Consider the following 16,597-nt stretch of genomic DNA (forward strand, 5'->3'; position numbering starts at 1 on the left):
GCTTGAGAGGGCTTCGCTTAAGGGCGGACTTCGTCCTGAAGGATTAAGGAGAGCAACATTAGAGTTCAGATAGCTGTGCTTGTAGAGTTTAGAGGCAGTTACTTCTAGCTCCTCCCCTTTATCAACATAGCATTAATCGTTTCGATTTAAGTGCGTGTGACAAATAACGAACACAGAAACTACGTGTGTTTAAACTCAATTTTAAAGTGAGAATAAATGAATAATATAAAATCTAGGCTAGGGGTTCTGTATCCTATCATAGCCGCATTTACTGTCTGTTTAGCGATTTTAACCATTTCTAGGCAGCTATTAGTTGTATGGCAATGGGATCGTGTTGCCGATACCGATGGATTCTTAGACGTAGCCATTAGTGGTTTACGCATTGATATATCGTCTCTTTGCTACCTATTTATTTTACCAGGACTGCTTTCTGCGCTTGTATCGAGCGATACCGTAGTAGGAAAAGTGTGGCATGCCATTTTAAGAGTATGGATCACCTTTGGTATTTGGCTTCTTGTTTATATGGAAGCCGCAACCGCCCCATTTATTCTAGAATACGATTTACGTCCTAACCGCTTATTCATTGAATACTTAATTTACCCTAAAGAAGTCATGAGCATGCTCTGGGGTGGTTATAAACTTGAATTATTCCTTGGTACCGTTGTTAGTATTCTGAGTGTTGTTTTAGGTTGGAAAGCAAGCCGTTATATGGTGTCTAGCCTAACGTATCCGAAATGGTATTGGCGTCCAGTGCTAGCACTTATTGTTGTGGCACTTGGTATCATGGGGGCTCGTTCATCTTTTGGTCATCGTCCGATGAACCCTGCGCTAGTTGCCTTCTCAACGGATCCATTAGTGAATGATTTAGTGCTTAACTCTTCTTATTCTGTTCTGTTTGCCTATAAGCAGATGGACGCAGAGGCCGATGCGGCTAAGTTTTATCCTCGTATGGATAGAAAAGAGATCATCTCTGAAGTTAGAAACAGCATGAATGTAGCGTCAGAAGATTTTGTATCTGAAACTCAACCATCAATGGCTTATCATGAAGCGGCAAATCAAGGTAAACAAAAGAACATTGTTATCTTGCTGCTAGAAAGTCACGGTGCACGATACGTCAGTGAATTAGGCGGCCTTGATCTTTCACCAAACCTAGATAAAGCCATTAATGAAGGATGGGCATTCACTCGTTTATACGCATCAGGTACGCGTTCCGTGCGTGGTATTGAAGCGGTGACTAGTGGTTTCTCTCCAACCCCTGCACGTTCAACGGTTAAGTTAGGTAAGAGTCAAACGGGTTTCTTTACTATTGCTGATTTACTGCAAAAAAAGGGTTATCACACCCAATTTGTTTATGGAGGGGAAAGTCATTTTGATAACATGAAATCGTTCTTCTTAGGGAACGGCTTTACTGACATGCAAGATCTACCGACGTTTGACAATCCAAAATTCGTTGGTTCTTGGGGCGCATCAGATGAAGATTTGTATGATCATGCAGATAAGCAGTTCACCCAGCTAGAAAAAGAAGGCAAGCCATTCTTTAGCCTAGTGTTTAGCTCATCAAACCACAGTCCATTTGAGTACCCAGATAATACGATTGAGCAATATAACGAGCCAAAACAAACGGTAGAAAACGCCGTTAAATATGCTGATTACGCGTTAGGTCAGTTTATAGAAAAAGCGAAGAAATCGAATTACTGGAAAGATACTGTCTTTGTTGTTGTCGCTGACCATGATGCAAGAACATGGGGCAACCAAGTGATTCCAGTTGATCACTTCCGTATCCCTGCGATTATCTTTGGTGACGGCATTGAGGCGCAAAAAGACAACCGCTTAGTCAGCCAGTTAGATCTTGCTCCGACGCTATTGTCATTGGCAGGTATTAGCGCAAAAACACCAATGATCGGCCATGATTTAACTCGTGAAATTCCAAAAGAAAAGCAACGAGTGATGATGCAGCGAGATAAGACATTCGCATGGATGACAGAAGACAATCAAGTGGTTGTGTTCTTACCAGAGCAACCGACTCAAACCTATAAGTATGATTTTAAAAATGATCATTTAATAAAAAGCGATGTAGATGCAGCGATAATCAAACGAGCGAATGCTAACGCGTTATGGGGCAGCATGGCTTATCGTGAGGGTTATTATAAGCAGTTAGAAAGCTATAAATAAGTCAAAGCAGAGATAAGCAGGAGGCTTCGCCTTTAGGGATCCTCCCCTTTATCGGTATAGTTACTTGGCTGATAAAGTCAATATAAGAGAAGGTTGGGAGGGGTAGTTAGTAAATAACTAGAGACTATACGCTTCGCTAACTAGAAGCTTATAAGAGCATGTGTGACTGGCGTGGTAATGTTTTAGGTTTCAGGACGCTGCGCTTGCAGGATTCAGGGGGACTCGCTTTTGATCTTCCTGAAACCTGAAACCTGAAATCTGAAACCTTATTTTACAAAGGATCAAAAATGCCAGAACTACCAGAAGTCGAAACCAGCCGATTAGGAATAACACCGCACTTACAAGGCCAAACCATCAAAGCGATCACCGTCAGAACAGAGAAACTCCGCTGGCCTATCCCACAAGAGCTACAAAAACTCGTAGGGCAAAGAATTCAATCCATTCGTCGTCGTGCTAAATACTTAATGATAGACACTCCAGAAGGCACTGCCATTATTCACCTTGGGATGTCAGGTAGTTTACGGATACTCGATGAAGCGATCCCTTCAGCAAAACACGATCATGTGGATCTTGTATTAGATAATGGCAAACTCCTTCGTTATAACGACCCACGTAAGTTTGGTGCTTGGTTATATTCAGAAGTCGGCGTGCAACATGACGTGCTTGCTAAACTTGGTCCAGAGCCACTTACAGATTCATTTAATGTGGAATATTTAGCAGAAAAAGCAGAGAATAAAAAAACCGTCGTAAAACAGTTTATTATGAACAACGCTGTAGTCGTGGGAGTGGGCAACATCTACGCCAGTGAATCCCTATTTATGGCAAAAATACACCCTAAAACACCCGTTGGTTCATTAAAACCAAAGCAAATAAAAACACTGGTTAGTAAAATTAAAAACGTACTGGAAACCGCAATTAAGCAAGGTGGGACCACCTTAAAAGACTTTAATCAAGTTGATGGTAAACCAGGTTACTTTGCACAAGAATTGCATGTGTATGGCAGAGCCAATAAACTGTGCCTAATTTGTAAATCTCTCATTCAAGAAGAGAAAATAGGACAACGAAATACATTTTGGTGTGATAAGTGCCAACCATTACCTAAAACAAAATAGAGAAATTATGAACTTCCAGCAAAATTTCAAACAACTCAGTCGAGCCATTTGGTTATCTGTTTTTATTGCCACAGTCATAATGTCTGTAGGTCGATTAGTCTTCCTTGCTAATATTGGCGACATGACAGAATTAGTACACCGAGGGGGCGATCTATGGCGTGCTTTATTTACCGGTTTACGCTTTGATTTAAAAATTGCAGCAATCGGTTTTGCTCCGCTGTTCTTAATTGGTTTAGCTGTTGCCGCATTTCCTCGCCTTTATCGTACCTTTTCAACAGTGATCCCATGGTACGCAGGGCTTATCTTTTTTATTGTCACCAGTTTTTCTATTGGTAATTACTATTATTACCTGACTTACGGAAACTATATTGATGTCTTTGTATTTGGATTAGCGGATGATGATACTCAAGCCGTACTAGCCAACGCATGGGCCGATTACCCTATTTTTACCTCGTTTATTAGCAGTGTCGTTGTGGCGTTTGTTTTCGCCATATTAGTACGTACAGCGGTGAAAAAAATGCAGGAATGGGCATGGAAACCACAGCATAAAGGCATGACAACGGTGTCTATTATCGTAATGATATTGACGATCTTTTTCTTTGCTAGAGGTACCTTAGGCTCTCATCCATTAAAACGTTATCACGCACAAGTCTCCGATTATAAAGTGCTGAACAGCATCACTCCAAATGGCATTATTGCGTTAGAATGGGCAAAAAGTGATTATAAAAAACAGAGTCAATTTCACTCAGTCAGCCAATCTGAACTAGAGGCGCAATTTAATAAAGTGGTAGGCAATGCTGATGGTCAATTTATCACGCCTAAAAATGCCTATTTAGCCAATAATAAGCCTCATGTCGTGATGGCATTAATGGAAGGCATGGGCACCAATGTGTTGGTTGAAGATAATTACCCTGAGAATGATTTATTAGGTGAATTACGACCTGCATTTGAATCGGACTTTGTCTTTAAGCGATTTTTAGCTGAAACTTCGGCAACGATCAACTCATTAGTTAATATGCTAGGGCAAAGTAATGTTCCTACTATCAGTCACTCTTCAGCTCAAAAAGTAGAGGTAGCTGCAGCGGCCGCGCGTCCTTATAAAGCCGCAGGATATAAAACGATTTTTATAACCGCAACCAATGGTATGTGGCGTAATGTAGCAAACTACTTACCTGCACAAGGTTTTGATGAGATCTTAGATGAAAATGCCATATTAAAAGCCTTTCCTGAAGCGGAAGCGTTTCGTGGTGAGTGGGGGCTTTCAGATGAATATGCCTTCAAACTAGCCGAAAAAGAGCTCAATGAAGCCACGCAACCGCTGATGATTTACATCTTAACGATAACCAATCACACGCCTTATGAAGTGCCAAAAAATTATGACGTAAAGCCACTAAAAGTGAGTGAGCAATTATTAGGACGTATGCAAAAAGGCGAAGAGGAAGCGATGCGATTGTTGGAAACGTATCAATACGCCAATAACGCACTCGGTGAATTTATTATGGATATAAAACAGTCACCACTAGGAGACTCAACATTAATAGCGGCAACAGGTGATCATCGTTTAAGAGGGTTTACTATGGCTTATCCTAATGATCTTCCTATTATTCATGCTGTGCCATTTTATCTGTATGTGCCTGAAAAAATACAACAGCAAGTGCCATATCTTTATGATGAAAAACGCGTAGGGTCACACAAAGATATCTTCCCAACCTTGTATGCATTCAGCTTGTCAGAAGCGACGTATTACAGCTTAGGTGGAGAGAATATGTTGAGCACAACAGACACAAACCGATTTGGTTATAACCCAGAAATGACGTTGATAGAGCAGGGGATATATATAAATAACCAGCCAGATCGATTATATCCATGGGCATCAGAGGTGGCGATAACCCCTGAATCGATTCCAAATAACGGTAAGCTTTTAGGTAATGATTACCACACATTGCAAACCTTATACATCAATAGTCAAGTAAAAGGCGCTCATTAATTGTAATCATAGGCCACTTATTTTGAGTGGCCTTTTTATTGGTATTAAACTGGTGACTTTACTTTATGTATTAATGCTTGATTTACCACAGAAGGAACAAAGGCTTCCACACTTCCCCCATGTAATGCCACTTCGCGAACAATGGTCGAAGAGAGAAAAGCATACTCTTCAGAAGGCGTAAGAAATACACTCTCTAACTCCGGCATTAGCTTACGATACATACTGGTTAAGCCAAATTCGTACTCAAAATCCATGGTGGTTCTTAAGCCTCGAACCAGTAAGTTCGCCTCTTTTTCTTTTGCAAAATCCACCATTAGTCCAGAGAAACCCTCAACAGAAACGTTTGGCAGATCCTGAGTCACGTCTTGCACCAATTGAACGCGCTCATCGAGCGTAAATAAAGTCTTTTTACTCGGACTGGCCGCCACCGCCACAATAATGTGTTCAAACATGGCCGCAGAGCGTTTAATTAAATCTAAATGTCCATTAGTGATTGGATCAAAAGTGCCAGGATAAAGCGTTAATCTAGTCATGTTGTAAAGCTCGTTGGTAAACCTTGAAATACAGAGCCGCAGTATGCTCAATCATAAAGGCGGTTAATTTTTCACACCCACCTTCAATTAAGTGCTCTTTTAGCGTGGCATTATTAGCTATTTTTTCAATGTTTTCGGCCAGTTCTACAGAATTACCCGGCTCGATAAGTAGCCCTGATTTTTCATGTTCGATAATGTCAGGGATCCCTCCTGCACGCGAACCTATAGCAGGAAGCCCTGTACTCATGCCTTCTAAAATCACAGACCCGAGCCCTTCAGTATAAGAAGGGTGGATCAACAAATCTGCAGCAGCAAACCAGTCACCCATATTATGTTGGCGACCCATAAACGAAATATTAGTTAATTCAGAAGCTTGCTTTTCGAGTTCACCGCGTTGTTTCCCATCCCCCAATAAACAGATATGAACACGAGGATCTTTCAGTCGCATTGCGGCGTTAACGGTGACATCAAACCCTTTATGAGGGATCATATTACCGGCTTGTATCACCAAAAATTTACCCTTAAATCGCGCCCTAATATTGGCGACTTCAGAGTGATTGATCGGATAAGTAACCGGTGAATCAGGAATCGTCACAATATGTTGTTGCGGAAGGCGTTGTCGCACTACCTCAGAAACACAAGTGCTGATCCCAACAATGGCCGCTGCATTTGAATACGCAAAAGTAGTGAGCCATTTTTTCTTAATAGGGTTGTCTAAACGTCGAGTAATTATATAAGGCGTTTGACTGACTTTATGTTGAAGTGCCGCCCAATAGATAGCATGTCCCTCATGAACATGCAAAACCGCGTCTTTTGGAAGAGAAATCGTGTGGCCTAGTAGATAATGTCGAATCGTAATGACTTCACAACCTAAATCAGATACCGCATCATAAAAAGGGCTGTTAGTTAAAGCAATGACTGCGATATTTTGCTTCTCTTTTAGATGTTGTTGGATGAGTGCAAGGGTTTGTTGTTCTCCGCCACTAAAACCACGAGCAAGGTTAACGTGATAAATTTTCATCATTATTCCTTGTTTGATTTATTGTAATCTCGCAGCCAGAGATCAGCATAACGATTAAATGTCACACTTGCGCTTAATGTGGCAAGTAATAGGCCATGTCTGCCATCCAAAAAACCACGCTTTAAAATATACATACGGATAAAGCAAAAGAAGCCATGAAGAAAAGCACCACTGAGTGAGCCTTTCTTTTTTCCTTCGCGTTGGTCGACCCAAGATTTTATATACATGACATTTTTTGCATTATATTGCTGCAAGGCATCGTATGTGAAATGCAATAAACGGCCAGTTAAAGCGTTGATTTGAATGTGGTTTGGAATAACGACACTTTCATGTACAAGAGAGTCGCTATATTGTGTTTCATTGGTTTTATATAAACGAACAACCCAATCAGGAGACCAACCAGAGTGCTTAATAAATTTTCCAAATGCAGAGCTTGAGCGGTTTATTTTATAGGCGGTGTTTGCTTTGTTTGCTTTCACGGCAGCTAAAATTTCAATTTTTAACTCTGGAGTGACTCTCTCATCGGCATCAAGCCATAATACATAATCGGTAGTCACGTGCTGTTGTGCTAATTGACGCTGTTTACCAAACCCTGGCCACTCTTTATTTATGAAAAATTTATCAGTAAATTCACGAGCAATGGTTTCAGTCGAATCAGTACTACCTGAGTCCATTATCACAATTTCATCAACCCACCCTGCAACGGTATCAAGACAGGCTTTTAAATGTTTTGCTTCATTTTTAACAATAAGCGCAACCGCTAAGGTTGGAGATGATGTTGTCATTATTTATTCCCTTTTTCAGTACTATTGAAAGTACTTGCTAGTTGCTGAAATGAGTTAGTAATCATATCAAGAGTAATATCTTGCATAATATGATCGCCTTTAACACGCGTACTCCATTTTAACTCTTCAATGGGTTTATTTTGTTGTTGGGTAACATGTTGTTCATACACACTCACCACATAAGGTAAGCTGTTGTATGGGCCCGTACGTTTAGGGTTGCTGTGACCATATAACCCAATCACAGGGGTGCCTTGCGTCGTCGCGATGTGTGCGGGCCCTGAATCAGGGGCGATAACCACCGCCGCTTTATTTAATACAGCGGTTAATTGTTTTAATGACGTTTTACCAATCAAATTAATAAGAGCAGTTTGAGAGAGTGACGCAATGCTCTCTCCCAATAGACGTTCACGATCGCTTGGCGAGCCACATAGCACCACATGATAACCTTGCTCATGTAGCCAACCAGCCAAGTGAGCGTAGCGTTCGGTTAGCCAGTTACGCTCATCCTTACTTGCCGCAGGGGAGATCACCACATACGGTGTTTCCGTTGGGATATGCTCATCAACAAACGCCATATCCGCTTCAGATAAAGGGATATTCCATGTTGGTTCACTTTTAGGCACACCAAGATATTCAACAAAAGAGTAGAAGCTATCTAGAACATGTGCTGAGGCCGTATCTTCAATTTTGCGATTGGTAAAAAGCCATTGGCCTTCTTTCGCGCGCTTGCGATTAAAACCGACTTTATATTTAGCTTTTATACCAAGCGTTAACACACTAGCACGTAGCGCAAGCTGCATATGAACTAACGCATCAAAACGTTGGTTATTCAGTTGTGACCATATTGCTTTCATCCCTTTTAATCCCATTTTTTTATCAAACGGGATCACCGTAATACCAGGTAAATCATGAATTAATTGCGCTTCTATTTTTCCCACAATCCAAGTGATTTTGGTTGTCGGCCACTCTTTTTGAATTGCTTGAACTGCAGCAATAGCATGGCACACATCACCAATAGCAGATAAGCGTAATATACAGAGTGAGTCAGGGGCAGAAGTGAATAAAGCCATAGAGATGTTTACCCAGAAAGAATGAGGTAGAATTATGCTATTAACGCTCATAAATGTAAAATGGCAAAGAGCGAGAAAGAGACGAGAGACGAGAGACTATACGCTGCGCTAACTAGAGACTATAAGAGCAGGGTTCAGGTCGCTACGCTTGCAGAGTTCAGAGGAGCTTGTTTTTAGCTCCTCCCCTTTATCGATATAGTCGCTTGGCTATAAATGTTGATATAAGGGGAGGCTGGGAGGGGTTGCTAGCTAGAAACTATACGCTGCGCTAACTAGAGACTATAAGAACAGAATTAAGATCGCTGTGCTTGCAGAGTTTAGAGGCATTTAGCTTTTGCTCTTATAGTTTCTAGAAGCGAAGCGATCTAGTTAGCGCAGCGTATAGTCTCTAATGTTTAATATTGGAGTACCTGTAACATGCAAAAAATCCAAACAACAAATCAAACCATTTGGTACGACGACTCAGTCCTTAATGACCCACCAGAACAATGTTGTGAACCCGAGTATTGGCAACAACAAAATAAAATCATCGGGTCAGCCCAAGGGCGCGGAACCACGTGGTTTATTGCATTAGATAAGATGGATGCAGCATTGCGCCACTATCGTCGTGGTGGCTTGTTTGGAAAGCTAATCAAAGATCACTACATTTTTACTGGTTGGGAAAGCACACGTAGCTACCAAGAATTTCAATTATTGAATACATTAATCGAAGCAGGCGTTAACGTACCAAAACCAATAGCAGCAAGAACCGTAAAACGCATCTTTTGTTACCAAGCGGATTTATTGAGCGAAAAGATTCCAAATGCACGAGATTTAGTGGCTATTTTACAAGAAGAATCACTCTCTAAAGAAATATATCAAAAAATAGGGACTGAGATTGGTAAGATGCATGCCGCACAAGTAAATCATACCGACTTAAATATTCATAATATTTTGATTGATGATTTAGATAACGTTTGGATAATCGATTTTGATAAATGCTACCAACAAGATGGTAGCGATTGGAAAGAAAGTAACTTATCTCGTTTGAGTCGCTCTTTTCATAAAGAAGTAAACAAAAGACAGATAAAATGGTCGGAAGATGAGTGGCAACACTTAATTTCGGGCTACAGCTCAATTTAACCCATTTTTATTCACCCATTACAGCTGGATTCATTATTTTGAATACATTGACATTTAAACAAAAGCTTCATAGCCACGGTTGGTTTATTTTAATCAACAGTCTTATTGCGATGGCCATTGCTACTCGTTATTTTGCTTTCCTGCCAGAGATCCCAACGGACATACTGGGTTTTAGTTTCATTACCGCAGGCACCTTTAGTCAAATGGTATTGCTGGCTGGGTTAATAGGTTTGGTCGCACTTCCAACACTTCTTATTCCAAACAATAAAATTAGGCATGTACTACAAGCGATTATTGCTTCACTTGGTATTGCAACATTATTTATTGATACCTTAGTTTTTGCCCAATATCGATTCCACATTAATGCAGTCGTATTAGAGTTAGTCCTATCGGGTCAAGTGGTGAGCTTCCCGTTAATTACATGGATAACGGTTATTAGTGGAGTGATAGCTCTGGTTGTTGGTCAATATTTATTGATCTCTTGGTTAGAAAAGCCAGCAGCAGTAACTCAGCATAAATTAGGTCGTAAATTTGCAATTATCACTTTTTTGGCATTACTCGCTACACACGGTATTCATATTTGGGCTGCAGCGAATGCCTACCAGCCAGTGACGACAGTGAAGCGTTACTTACCTGTTTTTTATCCTGCAACATCAACAAGCATGATGAAAAAATACGGATGGGTAAATGAAGAGGCGATTGCTCAACAAAAAGCAATGAAGATAAATCGTAAGAGTGACTTAAATTATCCACTTGTACCACTGCAAAAAGAAGCGGTTGAAAAACCACTTAATATCATGATTTTAGCGGTAGATTCATGGCGAGCAGACACCTTTAATGCTGAAAATACCCCAAATATGTGGGAGTACGCACAAGAGGGAGTAATATTTAATAATCACATCGCAACGGGTAATGCCACGCGTACGGGTATTTTTGGTTTATTTTATGGTATTCCAGGTACGTACTGGCATGGCTTCTTAGCTAATCAAAAATCACCCGTGTTGATTGACCGCCTGCAAGAGCTTAATTATGAAATGGGTATTTTTACCGCCGCTCAACTTGAGAAACCAGAGTTTAATCAAACGGTATTTAAAAATATCCCCAACTTACGTATAAAATCAGAAGGCAACTCACCATCAGCGTTAGATAAAGACTTAACCAAAGATTGGTTAGAGTGGTACAGCAAGCGTGATACCTCTAAACCTGCATTCTCATTCCTATTCTATGATGCACCGCATGGGTATGATTTCCCTAAAAATTATGCACATCGTTATGAGCCAATGCTAGATGAGATTAATTATTTAGAGTTGAATAATGACAGTGATCCAACCTTGTTCTTTAATCGCTATAAAACCAGCGTTAGCTTTGTTGATAGCGTAGCAAAACAAGTATTGGATAAACTGAAAGAAACTGGTGATCTAGAAAATACGTTAGTAATTATTACGGGTGATCACGGTCAAGAAATGAATGATAACCGCATGAATTTCTGGGGTCATAATAGTAACTTTACTGACGCTCAGGTGAAGGTTCCGTTTGCTATATTTGGGCCAAAGATAAATGGTAAAGCGTTAGATTGGACGGCAGATGACTTAACTAGCCACCAAGATGTGGTTCCAACCTTGATGAAGAACTATTTAGGAATAACGAACAATATTAAAGATTACTCTGTGGGTGAAGATTTACTAGGTAAGCATGTTGATCGTAATTGGATTATGTCTTCTAACTACAGTGGCTACGCTATTATAGATAAAGAGTCGATTTTAGAAGTTGGTGCAACAGGACAATATCAATTGTTAGATAAGACTAACCGCCCAATGAAAAATGCTGAATTAAACTTTCAGCATCTTCAAGAAGCGTTAGAGCAGATTAGTCGATTTAGTAAGTAGATTTTAGATTAAAGGATAAATATGAATATTTTAGTCACCGGCGGCGCAGGTTTTATTGGCTCAGCAGTTATTCGCCACATTATCAGCAATACATCAAACTCTGTCATCAATGTTGATTCTCTTACCTACGCAGGAAATCTAGAGTCTTTGAGTCAGGTTGAAGCATCAGATCGCTATTCATTTGAACACGTTGATATCTGTAACCGTACTGAGCTTGACCGTATTTTTTCTGAATATCAACCTGATGCAGTCATGCACCTAGCTGCGGAGTCACATGTAGATCGCTCAATAGATGGTCCTGCTGCGTTCATTGAAACTAATATTGTTGGTACTTATACCTTGCTTGAAGCAACGCGTGCCTATTGGAATTCGTTAGCTGATGGTAAAAAACAAGCCTTTCGTTTCCACCATATTTCAACGGATGAAGTGTATGGTGATTTAGAAGGTACAGATGACTTGTTTACCGAAACAACCTCTTATGAGCCATCAAGCCCTTATTCCGCATCTAAAGCTTCTTCAGACCATTTAGTTCGTGCATGGCAACGTACTTATGGCCTACCAACAGTTATTACTAATTGTTCAAATAACTATGGACCATATCATTTCCCTGAAAAGCTGATCCCATTAATGATTTTAAATGCCTTAGAAGGTAAGTCTTTACCTGTTTATGGCAATGGAATGCAAATTCGTGATTGGCTATTTGTTGAAGACCATGCGCGTGCTTTGTATAAAGTTGTTACTGAGGGTGAGGTAGGGGAAACTTACAATATTGGCGGTCATAACGAAAAAGCGAATATTGAAGTAGTTAAAACCATCTGTTCATTACTCGAAGAGTTAATACCAAATAAGCCAAAAGGTGTTACCCAATACCTTGATCTAATTACTTATGTCACCGATCGCCCTGGTCATGATGTTCGTTATGCTATTGATGCTTCAAAAATTGAGCGTGAATTAGGTTGGAAACCAGAAGAGAGTTTTGAGTCAGGGATCCGCAAAACCGTTCAATGGTATTTAGATAATAAACAATGGTGGTCTCGCGTTCTTGATGGGTCTTATGCGGGCGAACGCTTAGGCGTATCAAGTGAACCGGCAGTAAACAAGGAAGACAAATAATGAAAGGAATTATTCTTGCAGGTGGTTCCGGAACTCGCCTTTATCCAATAACCATGGGCGTATCTAAGCAATTATTACCTGTTTATGATAAGCCAATGATTTATTATCCACTGTCTGTTTTAATGCTATCAGGTATTCGTGAAATATTAATTATCACAACCCCTGAAGATAATGAGAGTTTTAAACGTTTATTAGGCAATGGAAGTCAATTTGGTGTAGAAATTGAATACGCTATTCAGCCTAGTCCTGATGGATTAGCACAAGCTTTTATTATCGGTGAAGAGTTTATTGGTGAAGACTCTGTTTGTTTAGTGCTTGGTGATAATATTTTTTATGGTCAAGGCTTCTCTCCTATGTTGATTGATGCATCTAAAAGAGAGTCTGGCGCTACAGTATTTGGTTATAAAGTTAAAGATCCCGAGCGTTTTGGCGTAGTTGATTTTGATGATAAAATGAAAGCATTATCAATAGAAGAAAAACCATTAAAACCAAAATCAAACTATGCCGTTACTGGTTTGTATTTTTATGATAACCAAGTTGCAGAGATTGCAAAATCGATTGAACCTTCTGAGCGTGGTGAGTTAGAAATAACCAGTATTAATCAGGCGTACCTTGAAAAAAATCAATTAAATGTTGAGTTGTTAGGTCGAGGTTTTGCGTGGTTAGATACAGGTACTTATGAAAGCTTATTAGAAGCAGGTCAATTTGTTGCGACGATAGAAAATCGTCAAGGATACAAAATAGCTTGTTTAGAAGAAATAGCATTGAACAATGGCTGGTTAACTAAAAAAGAAGTTATTTCTTTAGCGCAGTCACTTAAGAAAAATAGCTATGGTCAATATTTATTGGATTTGTGCGAAGGTGAACAATGAGTTTAATAAAGACAATTGAGTTTGATTTATTAGGTGATGATCGTGGTAGTTTGATCTCACTTGAAGAAAACAAAAATATTCCTTTTGATATCAAACGTGTTTATTACATTTTTGGTACAGAGCAAGGTGTCGCTCGTGGTTTTCATGCTCATAAAAATCTTCAACAAATTGCTATTTGTGTAAAAGGAAGTTGTCGTTTTATTTTAGATAATGGAAAATGCAGAGAATCAATTGTGTTAGATTCTCCAAGTGTTGGTTTGTACATTGATAATAACAAATGGCGTGAAATGCATGGTTTTTCAGAAGATTGTGTTTTGGTCGTTTTAGCTAGTGATTACTATGATGAAGCGGATTATATTCGTGACTATGATGAGTTTAAAAAGGCTGTATTATGATTCATAAATTAGCGGATGTACAAAGTATTAAGATAGGTTTAGATACTAAGGTGTGGCAATTTTCTGTAATTTTGGAAGGTGCTGTTATTGGTAGTAATTGTAATATTTGCGCTCACAGCCTAATTGAGAATGATGTTTTTCTTGGTAATAATGTCACTATAAAGTCAGGTGTTTATCTTTGGGATGGAATTCATATTGAAGATAATGTATTTGTAGGGCCATGCGTTACTTTTGCAAACGATAAATATCCCCGGTCAAAACAATATCCGGAAACATTTCCAAAAACAATTATAAAAAAAGGAGCTTCAATCGGAGCTAATGCGACGATTTTGCCCTCAATTGTTATTGGTGAAAATGCAATGATAGGCGCAGGTTCTGTTGTCACAAAAGATGTCCCTAACAATGCTGTTGTTGTAGGTAATCCGGCTAAAATTATTCGTTATATAGAGTAAATGAAATGATCCCATTTTTAGATTTAAAAGAAATAAACCGTCAATATCACCAAGAGTTAAAAGAGGCTTGTTCACGAGTCATTGATTCTGGTTGGTACATTATGGGTAATGAACTGAAAGCATTTGAGCAAGAATTTGCTGAGTATTGTGGCTCAACATATTGTGTTGGGGTTGCTAATGGTTTAGATGCTTTAATATTAACACTGAGAGCATGGAAAGAGCTTGGTAAGCTAAACGATGGTGATGAAGTTATCGTCCCTTCAAATACTTACATTGCCTCAATCCTAGCTATTTCAGAAAATAACTTAACGCCCGTGCTTGTTGAGCCAGATATAAATACCTTCAACCTAACGGCTGACGGAATTGAATCAGCTATAACAGAAAAAACAAAAGTGATTTTACCAGTGCATTTGTATGGTCAAATCTCACCAATGAAAGAAATTATGCAACTAGCTAAGAAGCATGATTTATTGGTATTAGAAGATTGCGCTCAATCACATGGCGCAATGATTGATGGAAAAAAAGCAGGAACTTGGGGTGATGCGGGTGCATTCAGTTTCTATCCAGGAAAAAACCTAGGTGCATTAGGTGATGCAGGTGCAGTTACGACTAATGATGAAGAATTGTTAGAGGCTCTTAGTGCTTTACGTAACTATGGCTCACATGAAAAATACAAGAATAAATATAAAGGCGTGAATAGCCGTTTAGATGAAATTCAAGCAGCGATGTTACGTGTTAAGTTAAAGCATTTAGATCGTGAAACAAAAGCAAGACAAGCGGTAGCAAAACAATATTTAGACGGTATTAAAAACCCTTTAATCGAATTGCCTGAAGTGACTACTGTAGAAGGCCATGTTTGGCATTTATTTGTTATTAAGACTAAATATCGTCAAGAGTTGCAACAGTATTTGAGCGATAATGGTGTTCAGACATTGATTCATTATCCTACGCCTCCGCACAAGCAAGAAGCTTATTCTGAGTGGAATGATGAAAGCTTTGTTGTTAGTGAAGAGTTGCATGAAGAAGTGCTGAGTTTGCCTATTAGTTCATTAATTTCTTTTAATGATATTAAGGTAGCAATTGAAGTTATTAATAATTATAAGGTTAAATAAGATGAAAAAAATATTCAATGACCTTGTAGTCGCTATCTTTACATATAATCAAGAAGGATATATTGAGGAATCTATTACTTCAATATACAATCAAACGATTTGGCCTAAAGTGCTTTATATTTTTGATGACTGTTCATCAGATAATACAATTGACATTATTCATGAAACAATTAGTAAGAAACCTAATGGGTTAAATGTTGAAATCGTATTAAATGATATTAATGTTGGGTTATCTTCACAGCTTAATAAACTTTCTGATATGTTTAATGAAACTTTGATTGTTGTTCAAGCTGGGGATGATATATCTAAACTAGAGAGGTTAAATAAGCAATATAATGAATGGAAAAATAACAAAGATGTAAATCTGGTTCTTTCTCAGTTTGATAAAATAAATGAAGATTCCACTTTTGTTTCAGGTAGAGATATAAAAGAAAACTTTCAGCATAATATTAAACATATAGTAAACAGAAGGATCATTCCTGCAGGATGTACAGCGGCTATAGATTCTTCGTTATTTAATGATTTTAAACCAATAGCAAAAGATGTTATTAGTGAAGATCGGATTTTTATTCTAAGAAGTTTATTAAAAGGAAGAGCAATCAAAATAATGGAGCCATTAATTAGTTATAGATATAATGTTGGAATTAGTACCTTAAATACAAGATCTAGAAAAGAATATATAGACTCATGGAGGGTAATGTTTAATCGCGAACTTACTGAGTTATCAGCTAATATTTTAGATTGTAAAGAGGTAGGGAATGATAAGTTTATAGTTCTTTTTATGAAGAGAGAACGGTATGTTCTTATTTTAAATGACCTTTTTCATGGGGAATTTATATCAAAAAAGGAAAGTTATATTCAATTCTTCAAACGAGGAGTTAATCCATTTTTAATTTTTAGTTTTAGACAAAAAGTACGTAGATATTTTAAAAATAAGGTTTAGAACATGATTAGCTTGAGGAAGG

General features: G+C 38.7%; 15 protein-coding genes. 11 read left to right on the forward strand and 4 right to left on the reverse strand.

The features are described 5' to 3' along the window. The first annotated feature begins 216 nt into the window (after positions 1–216). The 3 genes from F8B77_RS15115 (at position 217) to F8B77_RS15125 (ending at position 5,271) form a co-directional block, all read left to right on the forward strand. On the forward strand, positions 217–2,172 hold the full coding sequence (locus tag F8B77_RS15115; protein WP_151656281.1) for an LTA synthase family protein: 1,956 nt from the start codon (positions 217–219) through the stop codon (positions 2,170–2,172). 287 nt (positions 2,173–2,459) lie between these two features. Beyond that, the gene (mutM, locus tag F8B77_RS15120) at positions 2,460–3,284 is read left to right on the forward strand and encodes a bifunctional DNA-formamidopyrimidine glycosylase/DNA-(apurinic or apyrimidinic site) lyase (protein ID WP_151656283.1); all 825 of its coding nucleotides are present in this window, start codon (positions 2,460–2,462) and stop codon (positions 3,282–3,284) included. Positions 3,285–3,291: 7 nt separating this feature from the next. Beyond that, positions 3,292–5,271: an LTA synthase family protein gene (locus tag F8B77_RS15125; RefSeq protein ID WP_151656285.1), complete on the forward strand. Its 1,980-nt coding sequence runs from the start codon at positions 3,292–3,294 to the stop codon at positions 5,269–5,271. Positions 5,272–5,315: 44 nt separating this feature from the next. Here F8B77_RS15125 and coaD read toward each other — a convergent pair whose 3' ends face one another. From coaD to F8B77_RS15145, 4 genes are read right to left on the reverse strand one after another with little or no spacing between them, the layout of a single operon-like run. Further along, on the reverse strand, positions 5,316–5,804 hold the full coding sequence (gene coaD / locus F8B77_RS15130) for a pantetheine-phosphate adenylyltransferase (protein WP_151656286.1): 489 nt from the start codon (positions 5,802–5,804) through the stop codon (positions 5,316–5,318). Next, on the reverse strand, positions 5,797–6,825 hold the full coding sequence (locus F8B77_RS15135; RefSeq protein WP_151656288.1) for a glycosyltransferase family 4 protein: 1,029 nt from the start codon (positions 6,823–6,825) through the stop codon (positions 5,797–5,799). Before F8B77_RS15135 ends, coaD begins: the two co-directional genes overlap by 8 nt. 2 nt (positions 6,826–6,827) lie before the next feature. Further along, a complete protein-coding gene (locus tag F8B77_RS15140) occupies positions 6,828–7,610 on the reverse strand; it encodes a glycosyltransferase family 2 protein (protein ID WP_151656290.1) in 783 nt (260 codons plus the stop codon). Next, the gene (locus F8B77_RS15145; RefSeq protein ID WP_151656292.1) at positions 7,610–8,680 is read right to left on the reverse strand and encodes a glycosyltransferase family 9 protein; all 1,071 of its coding nucleotides are present in this window, start codon (positions 8,678–8,680) and stop codon (positions 7,610–7,612) included. The genes F8B77_RS15140 and F8B77_RS15145 overlap by 1 nt, the downstream gene beginning before the upstream one ends. 417 nt (positions 8,681–9,097) lie before the next feature. Here F8B77_RS15145 and F8B77_RS15150 point away from each other — a divergent pair, with 417 nt between their 5' ends. Genes F8B77_RS15150 through F8B77_RS15185 form a run of 8 tightly spaced genes read left to right on the forward strand, consistent with a single transcriptional unit; the run spans position 9,098 to position 16,575 of the window. Then, entirely contained in the window at positions 9,098–9,802 is a 705-nt protein-coding gene (locus F8B77_RS15150; protein WP_151656294.1) for a 3-deoxy-D-manno-octulosonic acid kinase, read from the forward strand. A 47-nt stretch (positions 9,803–9,849) separates the two neighbouring features. After that, on the forward strand, positions 9,850–11,688 hold the full coding sequence (locus F8B77_RS15155) for a DUF3413 domain-containing protein (protein ID WP_151656342.1): 1,839 nt from the start codon (positions 9,850–9,852) through the stop codon (positions 11,686–11,688). Positions 11,689–11,709: 21 nt separating this feature from the next. Next, the gene (gene rfbB, locus F8B77_RS15160) at positions 11,710–12,801 is read left to right on the forward strand and encodes a dTDP-glucose 4,6-dehydratase (RefSeq protein ID WP_151656296.1); all 1,092 of its coding nucleotides are present in this window, start codon (positions 11,710–11,712) and stop codon (positions 12,799–12,801) included. Further along, the gene (gene rfbA / locus F8B77_RS15165; RefSeq protein ID WP_208846154.1) at positions 12,801–13,673 is read left to right on the forward strand and encodes a glucose-1-phosphate thymidylyltransferase RfbA; all 873 of its coding nucleotides are present in this window, start codon (positions 12,801–12,803) and stop codon (positions 13,671–13,673) included. Before rfbB ends, rfbA begins: the two co-directional genes overlap by 1 nt. Beyond that, complete coding sequence (locus F8B77_RS15170; protein ID WP_151656298.1) at positions 13,670–14,068, forward strand: sugar 3,4-ketoisomerase; 399 nt, start codon at positions 13,670–13,672, stop codon at positions 14,066–14,068. Before rfbA ends, F8B77_RS15170 begins: the two co-directional genes overlap by 4 nt. After that, complete coding sequence (locus F8B77_RS15175; RefSeq protein WP_208846156.1) at positions 14,065–14,520, forward strand: acyltransferase; 456 nt, start codon at positions 14,065–14,067, stop codon at positions 14,518–14,520. The genes F8B77_RS15170 and F8B77_RS15175 overlap by 4 nt, the downstream gene beginning before the upstream one ends. Positions 14,521–14,525: 5 nt before the next feature. Continuing rightward, complete coding sequence (locus F8B77_RS15180) at positions 14,526–15,632, forward strand: DegT/DnrJ/EryC1/StrS family aminotransferase (protein ID WP_151656302.1); 1,107 nt, start codon at positions 14,526–14,528, stop codon at positions 15,630–15,632. Between the two features lies 1 nt (position 15,633). After that, positions 15,634–16,575: a glycosyltransferase gene (locus F8B77_RS15185; RefSeq protein ID WP_151656304.1), complete on the forward strand. Its 942-nt coding sequence runs from the start codon at positions 15,634–15,636 to the stop codon at positions 16,573–16,575. The last annotated feature ends 22 nt before the right edge of the window (positions 16,576–16,597 follow it).

The organism is Aliivibrio finisterrensis (assembly GCF_008933155.1).
In the GTDB taxonomy this organism is placed as follows: domain Bacteria; phylum Pseudomonadota; class Gammaproteobacteria; order Enterobacterales; family Vibrionaceae; genus Aliivibrio; species Aliivibrio finisterrensis.